This window comes from Mesorhizobium sp. M0317 (assembly GCF_040321555.1).
Classification (GTDB): domain Bacteria; phylum Pseudomonadota; class Alphaproteobacteria; order Rhizobiales; family Rhizobiaceae; genus Mesorhizobium.
The window spans coordinates 1-12,610 of sequence record NZ_JAMYRV010000036.1; the positions used below are offsets into that span (position 1 = coordinate 1).

Annotated in this window: 13 protein-coding genes; 6 read left to right on the forward strand and 7 right to left on the reverse strand. The window is 60.7% G+C overall.

All coding sequences use genetic code 11. The features are described from left to right. The 4 genes from NKI88_RS22410 to NKI88_RS22425 all read left to right on the forward strand — a co-directional run. A partial coding sequence (locus NKI88_RS22410; protein ID WP_352657264.1) for a beta strand repeat-containing protein occupies positions 1-2,255 on the forward strand: 2,255 nt, incomplete at its 5' end. A gap of 201 nt (positions 2,256-2,456) precedes the next feature. Continuing rightward, positions 2,457-4,130 carry a type I secretion system permease/ATPase gene (locus tag NKI88_RS22415; RefSeq protein ID WP_352657267.1) on the forward strand — a complete coding sequence of 558 codons (1,674 nt, stop codon included), beginning with the start codon at positions 2,457-2,459 and terminating at the stop codon, positions 4,128-4,130. 19 nt (positions 4,131-4,149) lie between these two features. After that, positions 4,150-5,487, forward strand: coding sequence for an HlyD family type I secretion periplasmic adaptor subunit (locus NKI88_RS22420; protein WP_023741153.1), 1,338 nt, complete (start codon positions 4,150-4,152; stop codon positions 5,485-5,487). Between the two features lie 281 nt (positions 5,488-5,768). Then, on the forward strand, positions 5,769-6,131 hold the full coding sequence (locus NKI88_RS22425; protein WP_352657270.1) for a conjugal transfer protein TraD: 363 nt from the start codon (positions 5,769-5,771) through the stop codon (positions 6,129-6,131). Here NKI88_RS22425 and NKI88_RS22430 read toward each other — a convergent pair. Beyond that, on the reverse strand, positions 6,071-6,409 hold the full coding sequence (locus NKI88_RS22430; RefSeq protein WP_352657273.1) for an AIPR family protein: 339 nt from the start codon (positions 6,407-6,409) through the stop codon (positions 6,071-6,073). The two genes, NKI88_RS22425 and NKI88_RS22430, sit on opposite strands and share 61 nt — an antisense overlap. Positions 6,410-6,600: 191 nt before the next feature. On the opposite strand from NKI88_RS22430, the gene NKI88_RS22435 reads away from it, so the two are divergent. Further along, on the forward strand, positions 6,601-6,834 hold the full coding sequence (locus tag NKI88_RS22435) for a hypothetical protein (RefSeq protein WP_352657276.1): 234 nt from the start codon (positions 6,601-6,603) through the stop codon (positions 6,832-6,834). A gap of 129 nt (positions 6,835-6,963) precedes the next feature. Continuing rightward, on the forward strand, positions 6,964-7,503 hold the full coding sequence (locus NKI88_RS22440) for a hypothetical protein (protein WP_023726603.1): 540 nt from the start codon (positions 6,964-6,966) through the stop codon (positions 7,501-7,503). Positions 7,504-7,526: 23 nt separating this feature from the next. On the opposite strand, the gene NKI88_RS22445 is transcribed toward NKI88_RS22440, so the two are convergent. From NKI88_RS22445 to NKI88_RS22470, 6 genes are read right to left on the reverse strand one after another with little or no spacing between them, the layout of a single operon-like run. Then, positions 7,527-8,120, reverse strand: a complete 594-nt coding sequence (locus NKI88_RS22445) for a hypothetical protein (protein WP_352657279.1) — start codon at positions 8,118-8,120, stop codon at positions 7,527-7,529. Beyond that, positions 8,117-8,713: a L,D-transpeptidase gene (locus NKI88_RS22450; RefSeq protein WP_352444245.1), complete on the reverse strand. Its 597-nt coding sequence runs from the start codon at positions 8,711-8,713 to the stop codon at positions 8,117-8,119. Before NKI88_RS22450 ends, NKI88_RS22445 begins: the two co-directional genes overlap by 4 nt. Continuing rightward, positions 8,697-9,860, reverse strand: a complete 1,164-nt coding sequence (locus NKI88_RS22455; protein ID WP_352657282.1) for a CpaE/TadZ family protein — start codon at positions 9,858-9,860, stop codon at positions 8,697-8,699. The genes NKI88_RS22450 and NKI88_RS22455 overlap by 17 nt, the downstream gene beginning before the upstream one ends. Continuing rightward, the gene (locus NKI88_RS22460; protein WP_352657285.1) at positions 9,857-10,507 is read right to left on the reverse strand and encodes a TadE/TadG family type IV pilus assembly protein; all 651 of its coding nucleotides are present in this window, start codon (positions 10,505-10,507) and stop codon (positions 9,857-9,859) included. Before NKI88_RS22460 ends, NKI88_RS22455 begins: the two co-directional genes overlap by 4 nt. 2 nt (positions 10,508-10,509) lie before the next feature. Next, on the reverse strand, positions 10,510-11,052 hold the full coding sequence (locus NKI88_RS22465; RefSeq protein ID WP_280790903.1) for a TadE/TadG family type IV pilus assembly protein: 543 nt from the start codon (positions 11,050-11,052) through the stop codon (positions 10,510-10,512). Between the two features lie 5 nt (positions 11,053-11,057). Further along, a complete protein-coding gene (locus NKI88_RS22470; protein ID WP_352657288.1) occupies positions 11,058-12,560 on the reverse strand; it encodes a TadE/TadG family type IV pilus assembly protein in 1,503 nt (500 codons plus the stop codon). Positions 12,561-12,610: the final 50 nt, after the last annotated feature.

Consider the following 12,610-nt stretch of genomic DNA (forward strand, 5'->3'; position numbering starts at 1 on the left):
ACACGCTGACCGTCCTTACCAGTGATGCCGGCAATAGCGGATCGGGCGGAACCCTGACCGACAGCGACACGGTCGCGATCACCGTTACCGCGGTTAACGACAATCCGATTGTGGTGGACGACACCAATTGGGCGAAGGAAGACACCAACACCAACGCCACCGGCAACGTGCTGCAGACGCTGGCACATGCCGGCGCGCCGTCGGGAACATTCTCGGACAATGCCGATACAGATCCGGATGCTACCGACACGCTAGCGGTGTCCGCACTCTCAGGTGGCATCGACAACGGCACCACATTCACCAAGACCGGAACCTATGGCTCGCTTGTTATCACTAAGGCGACCGGGGCCTACACCTATACGCTGGCGAACGCCCAAGCCAATGTGCAGGCTCTGGCGGCGGGCCAGACGGTGACGGACAGCTTCACCTACACTGCTTCGGACGGGCATGGCGGAACAACATCGGCCAGCCTGGCTGTGACGGTCTTTGGCACCGACGATGTCAGCGCTACGTTGATCTCCACCGTTGTTGACGGCGCCCAAGGAAACAATGCGGCACCGAGCACCGTCAAGATAACTTTCAACACGAGCGGCATCCAGACGAATTTTGTCAATCTGTCCGACGTGATGCACGTTAGCGGACTGCCAAATGTCCATGTGATCGCAGGCTCGGGAAGTTTCAATGCGGCCCACACTGAGTATACATTCCTCGTCGACAAGGGTGCCGGAAGCAACAATGGAGACAAGTATGACCTGGTCATAGATGCCGGAGCATTCTCGGATACAACTGGGCATACAAATGCGGCGAAAACGACAACCAACCTCAAACCCGCAGGCACGTCCGGCGAGCCCATCAATCTTGGTTTGACCGATCCGTCGCACGAAGGCGGGCTCATTGCCATCACGGTGAAGGACGTACCATCGGGCTGGACCATCAACGGCGCAACGCACAATGCCGACGGGACCTGGACGGCGCAAACCAGTGATCTGCAGAGGATAACGGTTACAACGCCTTCCGATTTCACCGGGTCGGCGGTGCTGGATATCTCGATGACCTGGACAAACATAGATGGCACTGTCGGAAGCATGTCGGTCTCCGACAATGTCGAGGCCTACGCGCCGGGCTCGCCGATCTTCGCCTGGTCCGGCGACGACGTGCTGACCGGCTCAAGCGGCAACGACCTGTTCGTCTTCTCGCAGCCGATCGGCAGTGACACAGTCCACAGCTTCGATGCGGCGGCGGACAAGATCGATCTGATCGGCTATTCCGGCTTTGTTAGCTTCGCCGATGTCCAGGCGCATATGGCGGACGACGCCAACGGCAACGCGGTGATCACGCTTGGCGACGGGCAGTCGATCATGCTCGACGGCGTGCACTCGAGCGCACTCACCGGAAGCAATTTCGTCTTCGACCAGACACCGTTGGTCAACAATTCCGGCACCATGACGATCGGCGACGGCGCTTTGCTGCCGCTGAGTGGCATTATCAACAACAGCGGTCTCATCACGCTTGACTCGGGCGGCGGCGATACGCTGTTGCAGGTCATCCAGCATGGCGTGACCCTGCAGGGTGGCGGGCAGATCCTGCTGTCCGACAGCGCCGCCAACGTCATCTCCGGCACGGGGCCGGACGTCACTCTGGTCAACGTCGACAACACCATCTCAGGCGCCGGTCAGCTGGGCGGCGGGATGCTCAGCCTTGACAACAGCGGCACCATCATCGCCACCGGCTCGAACGCGCTGGTCATCGACACCGGAGGCAGCGTCGTCGTCAATTCGGGAACGCTGGAGGCAACCGGCTCCGGCGGCCTTACGATCACCGGCGGGCTGGCGAATTCCGGCATGATCTGGGCCAATGGCGGCAATATTGCCATTAACGGCCAGGTCACTGGCGACGGCGATGCCACGATCGGCGATCTGTCGAAGCTTGAGTTCGGTGCGGCCTCTTCAACCGACGTCAAGTTCGCGGCGGATGCCGCCGGCACATTGCAGCTGGACGATTCCTTCGATTTCAGCGGAAGCATCGCCGGCATCACCAGTGACGACAAGGTGAACCTCGAAGACATCCTGTTCGGCACCGGAACGTCCGCTGCCTATCAGGCGGACCTCGACGGCGCCGGAGGAACGTTGACCGTCACGGACGGCACGCACAACGCCACGCTCCACCTGCTCGGCGTCTACGATGCCCACAGCTTCACACTTGCCGACGACGGCACCGGCAGGACGGTGGTGCAAGTGAGCGACTTTGTGATGTGAACCAAAAGGAGAGCCGCGCGGACAGGCGCGGCTCTCCTGATGCTGCCGGTTCCTGATTCAGCTTACGAATTAAGGTTTACGGCAGGAATAGGAAGGGAACCGCATGGCCGATCGAAGGATCAGGAGTAGTATCGGTTCCGGGCGTGGACAGGGGGGCGGTTTTCCGCTGGATATTTGAGTCTCGACAACAAATCTAAGATCGTGAAGGACGCGCTCCGGGCCTGCCGCCGCTATTTTCTCGTTGCGGCGGCATTCAGCCTGGCGATCAATCTGCTCTACCTCGCGTCCCCGCTTTACATGCTGCAGATCTACGACCGGGTCGTCACCAGCGGCAGCGAAACCACGCTGGTGATGCTCACCCTGGTGTTGCTGGCGGCCTTCCTTTCGTTGGCCGGCCTCGATCTGGTGCGCGCCTCCATCCTGACGCGTGCCAGCGCGCGGCTCGACCAATTGCTGTCGGCAAAAGTCCTCGCCGCGTCGGTGGAGACCCCATCGCCGGGCTCCTCGCAAAGCCAGCCGATCCGCGATTTCGACACGTTCAGGCAGGTGATCACCGGCAGCGGCATCCATGCCCTGTTCGACCTGCCATGGTCACCCATCTACATCGGCATCATCTTCCTGCTGCATTCGTGGCTCGGCTTCTTCGCGCTGGGCTGCTCGCTGCTCTTGATCGCCATGGCCGTGCTCAACGAGTATCTCGTGCGTTCGCCGCTGAAGCAGGCCAACGACCTGGCGACGACCAACTACAACTTTACCGAAATGAGCCTCAGAAACTCGGAAGTCGTTCGCGCCATGGGGATGATCGACGGTCTCATCCGCCGCTGGGGGCGCGACCGTAACTTGGCGCTGCGGCGCCAAGCGGAGGCAAGCGATCGCGCCGCCCTTATGTCAGGTCTGATCCGTTTCCTGCGGCTAACCATGCAATCGCTGATCCTCGGCCTCGGCGCCTATCTGGTGATCGAGCGGCAGATCACCGGCGGCACCATGTTTGCGGCGAGTCTCTTGCTGGGTCGGGGACTACAGCCGGTCGAGCAGATCGTCGGCCTTTGGCGCAGCCTGATCCTGGCCCGGGCGGCGTTGGCAAGGGTCGAGAAGCTGGTCGACGGGGGGGCGCTCAACGAAAGATCTTTCAACCTGCCGAAGCCCACCGGCAAGATTTCGGTCGAGCAGGTCAGCTTTGCAATTGCCAGCCAGCAGAAAGTGCTTCTCCGCGACGTATCATTCCGGCTGGACGCAGGCGAGGCGCTGGGAATCGTCGGCCCTTCCGGCGCCGGCAAGTCGACGCTGGCGCGTCATCTCGCGGGCGTCATGCAACCCAGCCGCGGCACCGTCAGGCTGGACGGGGCCGACCTGTCGCAATGGGGGCACGATGCGCTCGGCGACCACATCGGCTACCTGCCGCAGGATATCGAACTCTTCGCCGATACGGTCGCCGCCAACATCGGCCGCTTCAAGACCAACGTCGACCTGGAGGTGATAGCCGCCGCGCGGCTCGCCGGCGTTCACGAGATGATCATTCGGCTGCCGCAGGGCTACGAGACCCAGATCGGCGAAGGCGGCGCAGTGCTGTCGGGAGGATATCGGCAGCGGATTGCTCTTGCTCGTGCGGTATTCGGGACGCCGAACCTGATCATTCTCGACGAGCCGAGCTCCAATCTCGACGCCGATGGCGACCGCGCGCTGAGCGAGTGCGCGATCGAGCTCAAGCGCCGCGGCAGCACAGTTATCATCGTCTCGCACCGGCCTTCGACCTTGGCCAATGTCGACAAGATCCTTCTGTTGCGCGATGGCGCCGTCGAGGCCTTCGGCATGAGAAACGAGATCGTGGCGCTGCTCAACCAGCGCGCGGCTCCAATGGCGGTGGCAACCCAATGAGCTGTGGCCGGAGAGATCGATGAGCGACGGCGCCCTCACCTACCGGAGCCTGTCCGGCGAAACCGGTATCCTGGCCCCGGATTCGATCCGGGTGCCGGCCTCTGTCGGCCTGCTGATCATCATTGCCTTCTTCGGTATCTTCGGCGGCTGGGCGGCTTTTGCCCCGCTGAACGGCGCCGTGCTCGCCGACGCCATCGTCAAGGTGGAAGGCAATCGAAAGAGCGTACAGCATTTCGACGGCGGCACGGTGAAGGAGATCCGCGTCAAGGATGGCGACATCGTCAAGGCAGGCGATGTGCTGGTGGTGCTCGACGACACGCACGCCCGTTCCGAATTCAACCTCTATTCGCAGCAATATGCGTTGTTGCGCGCTACCGATGCCCGCATTCGTGCAGAGCTCGACGGCCATGAGGCAGTCGCCTTTCCGAAGGACATCACCGCTGAGCACCAGGCCTATCTGCAGGACGCGATGACCAACCAAATTGCCGACCTCGGGAGCCAGCGCGCCTCGATGGCCGGTGCCAAGCAGATCCTGCAGAAACGGATAGCCGAACTCGACGAGCAGATCGATGGAAAGCAGGCGCGCGTCGAATCTTTTCGTGCGCAGCTCAAGTCGACAATTGATGAAAAGGCAGGCCTCAACAAGTTGCTGAAGGCCGGCCTGACAACGCGCACGCGTGTCCTGGAGCTCGACCGCTCCGCCTCCGACCTGCAGGGCCTGATCGACCAGACTCTCGGCGATATAGCCGGAAACCGCCAGAGTAAGGCCGAGCTTGAAAGCCAGATTGCGCAGCTCACCAACGAGCGCCGCGCAAAACTCTCAACCATGCTGATCGACGCCCAGTCCAACCTCGCCGACCTGGTACCGAAAATGTTCGCCGCGCAGGCCACGGTCGACCGCGCCGAAGTGCGGGCGCCCTATGACGGCCAGGTGATGAATCTCACCGTTTTCTCGACCGGCGCGATCGTCGCCCCCGGCCAGACCATCCTCGACATCGTGCCGACTAGGAATTCGTTGATCGTTCAGGCGCAGGTGAAGGTCGAGGACATATCCAGCCTGCGCGCCGACATGACGGCCGAGGTCCGCTTCACGTCCTACAAGCAGCGTTCGATACCGGTCATTCATGGACGGGTCACCCGCATTTCGGCGGATCGCGTCACCGACAGCAAGACCGGGCTTCCCTACTATCTTGCCGACGTAGCGGTCGATCCCGCGGAATTGGCCGCGGCCCCACAGATTGCGCTTTATCCGGGCATGCCAGCGTCAGTCATGATCGTCACCGAGGAACGCACCGCACTGGACTACATTTTAGGCCCGCTGGCTGTGTCGTTCCACTCCGCGTTTCGCCAGAAGTAACGAGCTTCGCGCCCAACATATTCGCGTTTTTTCAATTTGCGGACGCGGTCCAAGGTAGGTGGCGAGACCCATCTTATTCGATGGTCTGCGCCATGTCCAAGGCGGCCCAACCCATCCGGGAGCTTATTTCGATTTCTGGCGATTACGGTTGGGGTAGTTCCATGTTGCACGAACTTTCCGGCTCTCTGTCGCTTAAATCCTTTCTTTCCGGGCATGTCTCGGCCCATTCCTTGCTGTCCCTGCAACATGGCTGCAACACAAATTGATATGTTTGTTCGTGTATGTTCGTGCAAAAATCCATCGCATTACCGATCGGCCTCCTCGTCAAGGCAGGCATCGTTAATCTGACCAACTACGATCGCGCTGCCAACTACGGCGCGATGCTCTGGATGACCGCGAAGGTCCAGAGCCCAGAAGGCGAGCAAGCACAACGATTATGGACTGAGAAGGGTAGCCAGGCGTTCGATGCTGAAGGGCGTGACGAGCGGATGGGACGGCGAACTTACCCACAGTTGGCGCGAGCAGCGGCCGGCACGAAGCCCGAACAGCAGACTTCTCCGGTGCGCCAGCGCCGACGCCGCAGTCAAACGCCCGCGCAGGAAGCTTTCGTCGCTACCGCGCGCACGTTCGTAGAACCAGCGTGACTGACGTTGCATACCGCCCGCCGGGCGCGCCCAGATCGACCCGAAAGCTCCTGCATCCGTCGGTGGAAGCGATGATTGGACGAGAAGTCGGCCATGTCGACCTCGTTCTGATTGTTGGCCGACTGGGAGACGCGCGGCGCGATCTCCTCGATGTCACCATCGTCCAGAATCTCGATAATCTTGAGCGGCACTTGGAGGCGGCTCGCGTCCACATCCTCCTTGCGCCACCCGCGGAAGATCGAACCGGTCGTCTGCCGCGCAATCACGCTGATCAGCAATGGCAAGACCTACGTTGAGCCCACAACCACCGGGTCCGTTTCCGCAGTACTCGGCGAGGAGCAGGGACATTGACGAAGGTTTGCTATTTAAGAATTCGACGACTGCTAAGGCACTGAAGCAAGAATCGCGATCGTCGTTACCCGGTGGGCAGGACATTGGAACCAGCTCGCGCGTTCAGCGTTACGAGCGGATGATCAGACGATTTGCCTACGCCCTTATCTTCGTCCAGGTATCCATGGCGACCGCGCTGGCTACACAGGTCTTCCTTACGACCGCCGAGGAAGCCCGTAACTCAGAACTCTCGCTGGCGCCGGCGCCAGGCGAAGAGGGATGCGCCAAGGCGATGTGGCCCAATATTCCGGAACGATGTCTGCAACGAGTCGAGCCGAAGGTTGTGACGCTCGTGCTCAGCCAAAACAACTGATGGCGAATGGCGCTTTCTGATATGCAGCTGGCTTGCGCCGCTGGCTGCGCCGCCGCAGGACCACCAACGGTCCGTTAAGCCTCGCTCAATCTCTGCAAGCTATCTTGTTGCCAGTTTGTCGAGGGTGACATGAAGCGCAAGTCGATAATGCTCTTTGCCTTCCCAGCTCTGATCCTGCTTATCTTGGCAGGGGAGCGCATGGCGACTTTCTTGCTGGGAGCATATCCGGCCAGTCCCACAATGTGGCGGTTTTGGCTTGAACTAAGGCCGCTGTCGACCATGTTCTGGCAACAGGTCGATCTTTATCTCGGGTCGTCGATGGTTTTTGATGCCTTGATGCTGGCCGCCGCGTCGACCGCTTGCTGGATGGCGTGCCGCACAAGAAGGTCGGCCGCGTTCTTCTTCCTTGCCAACCACGTCGCCCTGCTTTTCGCCGGGTTGATGATCGCTGTCACCAGCCATTCCGAAACAGCCAGCACGATCGCCTCTTTCACGGTACCCGGCGGCCTTCCGTTCCAACTAACGGTCGATTTCACCTTGAAGAACAGTCTTGTGCTGTTTCTGGGCGTGACGGCATGCGCCTACTGCCATGTCATCTTCCTCAGCGAAACCCGACAGCGGTCCGAAGCGCTGGCCGCTAGGCTCGTTGCTCTGCAGCGAGATCTCTAGGATAGCCCCACCTTTTTCCGGCGTTAGTTGATCTTCCGGTAGTAAACCTTGCCGTCGGCCTGCTCTATGCGCTGGTAGTCGGGGCTTGGGGCAGGCGCTGCAGCTGCAATCCTCCTTTTGGGCGGACGCGGTGTATCGACGACGCTGGGCTCGGTCGCGTCTTCACCATCGAGAACAGCAGGCGCCTCCGCCATGCTGCCGGTCGTGTCGACGGAAGGTTCCGCTGCGCTCGACATGACTTCGTCACGGGCAAGAGGCTGGTTCTGTTCCAGCCGAGCTATGCTCCGGTTGATTTCGCCAAAGCTGCTCTGCAGTTGACTGTCGAGTTTTTCAAATCGGCTTTGAAAACCGTTGTTGACCATGTCCAGCCGGCCCCCGATTCGTTGTTCGAACGTGCCTAGTTGTTCCAAGCGCCCTTCCAAAAGGCGCATATCGCTGATGCCGCGGTAGAGATAGACTGCGGCTGCTATGTTCACCAAGGTGAGCAGGGACGTGCCGATGATGACCGCGCCGATAATGCTTTTGTCGCTCGGTTTCCCAACGACAGCCTGCTCTCCGGTGCGGGCTGCTGTCCCAATCTCGATTGCCGGCATGTCCGGTTCGCTGATCATCGTCATTGAACCACCACCTTTGCGCCGATCGCGACGCGCCTGAAGAGATCGATCACATCGGTGTTGGTAAGGCGAAAACACCCCGATGTTCCATCGAAGCCAACACCCTTGGGATCGTTGGTTCCGTGTATCCGATAGAGCGTGTCACGCCCGTTCCGAAGCAGATAGAGCGCCCTGGCGCCGAGTGGATTGTATGGACCGGCAGGCACCATTTGCGGCAGGTCCGGCTGGCGGGCGCGCATTTCGCGGGGTGGGCGCCATTCCGGCCATTCGGTCTTCGCCCCCACCTTGACGACCCCGGTCCAGCCAAATCCGTCGCGTCCGACGCTGATCTGATAGCGAAGCGCCTGGCCTTGTCGGGTCACCAGATAAAGCGCTTTCTCGCCCTTGCGGATAACGATTGTTCCGGGCTGTTCTGTCGTCTCGAAGGCAACAGTCTTGCGCAGGCTGGGTCCCATTGCCGGCAGCGGCGGCCGATCCGAAAGTGCCGATCGTGCGCTGGCGAAATCCTGGACCAACATCATCAGCGCAATGCTCATGACGGCCAATCCCGGGCCAATCCGATACCTATTTGGCCGCCCCCTATTTGGCAGCGTCATCGAGCCGCTCTTTGAACATCCGCTTGAGGTCCTTGTTGAAGCGCGCACGCCCATCCACCTCGGCAGGCAGGATAGCACGGTTCAACGCATCGGTCAGAAGCGCATTGTCCAGCGCGACCGACTTGATGTGAGGCGCCTTGAAGATCTTTTCGAGTTCGCTGCGCGAAAAGTGGTTGCCGAACCATTTGCGCTTGTGCTTGTTGGCGACCAGCGTGATGCTGACAGCATTGCCACGCAACTCACGGATCTTCTTGTAGAGCCGTTTGCCTTGCCGCAGTGAGGCGACGTTGAGTTCGAAGACGATGAATATCTCATCGCTCGTCGACAGCACGGAGTTGTGCCAAGGCGTCTCGATGTTCGGCAGGTCGATGACGATGTCGTCGAACCGGTAGGCCACAAGGTCCAGCAGCCGGAAGACAAAATCACTGCCCTGCGGTTCGAAGGGCAATTGCGGCCTCTCGAAGGAATAGAGCGTCAGCCCGGACGGGCGCGAGAGCTTGATGACGTCCATCAGTTCGACATCGAGCCTCTCCGGCTGGCCGATGATGCCGCCAAGGTCGAACTGGTTGAACTGGTTGAGATAGGCGCCGCAATTGGCGCTCTGGAAATCGAGGTCGACCAGGCAGGTGGAAGCCGCCCGCTCTTTCGACTTCGATGACAGGAACTCGGCCGCCGAGAGAGCAAGCGTCGTCGCGCCGGCGCCGCCGCTGGCGCTGATGAAGGTGATGATGCGGCTTTTGGTTCCCTGGTTGCCGGTGTCGTGGAAGGTCACCGCGTTCAGCAGTTCCTTGCCGTCGAGCGGCTTGTGCAGCCAGTCCGAAGCGTTCATGCGCACCAGCACACGCGTCTGCTCCGACGACAGCTCGTCTGAGACCGCGATCAGCGGCACGGTTGCCCAAAGGGCGCGCGCCTCGACGATGCCCGACCTGCCGAGCAGCTCGCCATTGCCGAGGTCGAGGATGACGATGCCGGGGCGCGTATCCGCGGGCGGCCCCCTAAGGAAGTCGCTCGTCTCGGAAACCCTGACGTCGTAGATCGCCAGCGCATCGAGCCGCGTCGCCACATCGCGCTTGAAATTCGCATCCGACGAGAACAGGGCGACCTGCTTGCGCTTGGTCGGTGTAACCTTGGTGTTGATGGCGTTCATGGATACGAGACCTTCATGTCTTCGCCCGTGACCGTGCTCAGCATGGAGGGCATGGTGAGGGAGGTGAACCGTGTCATCAGCCCGCCCAGGAAGAAGAACTGGTAGGTCATGTTCTGCAGGCTGACGGTGATCGTCGGGACCGGGCCGCCCAGCCGTGTCTGGTAGCCGAGGCCAGTGGCGGCATATGTGATGACGACATTGCTGCGCAGCAGGCCGGGGAAGAAATGGCACATGCCTAGCCGCATGGTGGCCCGCTGGGCTGCCGTGATGTCCGGACAGTCGTCGTTGTTGGTGACAGCCGTGTCGCCCCGGAATATGCGGCTGAAATCGGTGGCGTTGAACGTGCCGCCGTTGCTGCAAGCGCCCGTGGTTCCGGTGTATTTGCAGACGAAGGGGCCATACGCGCCGGCGATAACCGGCGCGCCTGGCGTCGTGGTGGGTGCGGCAGCGGTCAGATTGGTTACGACGGGATCGGAGATCGATGCCAGTCGTGCACCAATTTGGACCGCTTTGGTTGCAGCATTCCATTGGTAGAGCGCATAGCCGAAATCGACGAAGCCCAGCGTCAGCGTAAACAACAGCGTCGAAACCATGGCCATTTCCACCGCCGCCGCGCCGTCCTCCGATTTTGCAAAACGCCTGATCATCTTCAGAACCGGATCAACCGCTCCTCGTGAAATCCTCCCAAAGTGATCGGGCCGAGGCCAAACAGCGACAGCATACCGATGTCGCTATAGGGATAGGATGCTGTAGCCCTGACGATGCAGACCTGCGCAACAGTGGAGCGGTATTCGGTGACGCCGGCAACGACGGCGTCATGACAGTCAGCGATAGCAGCAATTGTCACCGTCGCGTTGTTGGATGCGCCCCCAGATTTCTGCCAGCCACTGATGCGCGGGTTGCCTGTGCCTCCCGCATTGCCGAAGACCGCTATGTTGGCAGCGATGTCGGCGCAGTTGATCGCCGCAAGCCCAGCATCGGTGTACATCTTGCTGTTGCAGCGCGCGCCGAAGCGGGCTGCGTCCGAAAGTCCTGCCTCCATCAGCAGTTTGTCATGGATCAGGTTGCCGAATTCGAACACGCCCGCCGACAGAAGCAGCAGCACCGGCGCGATCAATGCCATTTCGACAAGTGCGGTACCACGCCGGTCGCGTCGAAATCTGTCGAGGTGACGGAACAGGAGGCTGATCATCGCCATCACCGGTAAAGCTGGGCTTCGTCGCGCAGGTAGTTGTCGAGCGTACCGCTACCGCCCCTGCCTGTGATGTCGACGAGTTCCACCATGATATCCTTACCGTCGATGATCGGCTCTGTGATAAAGAAGCTGGCAAATCTCCTGGCCGGAATGCCCGTCTGGCGGCCGCTGAAATTCATGCCCGACGCCTTGAGCGCATTGCAGTCCAGGATTGCGCCATAAAGCAACCGGCGGTCGGGGATTGAGATCGGGGTGCCGGCCCCGGCAGGAGGCGTGCCTTTTTCGCCGCCAACGGACGCGTCCGAAACGACGTTGTTGTCGATCTCGTAGCGATACACTTCATACCGCGTCGGGAGATCGGCGCCAGTGCCGGACAAAGCCGCCGGCACGGTGCGTGTCGGATGATTGGCGGCCCAGTAGCGCGCGAAGTTCCAGTCGCCGGCGCCCATGCGGCCACCCATCAAGGTGCAGTTGCCGGCGATCTGACACGAGTCGCGCTCCAGCCCGATGCCTTTGGTCGGGTCTGTTTGGTAGTCGACCTTGTTGTCCTTGACAAATTGATCCCAGTTTATGGCACCCTTGCGCACATTGACCCCAGGCCCGTCCGAGAACGATGACGCGTCGATGCCGAAGCGCGAGTTGATGCCATCTTTCACCGGACCGGAATTCTGTCCCGGTTCCGTGTCGACGCCATCGCGCGAATAACAATTCTGTGGCTTGGAGTCGGCTAGCATCCTTTCGAGCTGACTGGCGCCGTTGCCGAAAGGCGAAGCCAGGAAAGCGAAATTGCCTGGAAAGTAAGACCCGTCTCCGCGCAGCTTGATCTGGCGACGACGGTATTGCCTGGTTTGCGCTGCCTGCTCCAGCGTGACGCCGCCGGTGATGCTTGTATCCTCATACGGATTGCACATGAAAACGGGCGTGTACTCGCAAACACCCGACGTGAAGCCCGCGACGGAAACTGCACCGACACTGAATGAACCGCTCGCCGAACTCGACAGGAACGAGACCGGGAAAAAGGCGCTGAAGCCGGTCGGTGCGACCGTGACTTGAATGAATTTGGTCTCATCTTCGCCAATGGCAGGATCGGAATTGGCAAGATAAGTTGCCTGGTTGGCCGTCGTTATCTTCGTACCGTCGGCGGCGGGGATTGCCTTCAGGAAACACCAGGAGATGTTCCCTGAATTGTTGCATCTGAGCGCTCCTCCCGGTTGCCCGGAGGTCAGGGTGAACCGGCCCGAATTCGAGAAATTGCTTTCATTGTCGACCAGCGTCGCCATGGCGCGCTCGGCTCTTGCCCAGGAACCAGGCAGGCCATCGAGCTCTGCGGCCCCAGCCAACGAAAAGGCGTCACCCGCCTTCTGCAGATCATTGTGGAGATTGTTGACCCGGCTCGCGTCGATCACCAACAGCGAGAAGCCGACGATCGCCGGCAACATGATGCTGACCAGGATGAGTGCTATACCCCTCTGATCGTGCCAGAACGCGCGAACAATTCGCAACATGGCGTTACTCTTAGCTCCCCTGGCCCCAGAACCCCTCGTTCGTCTGGCGC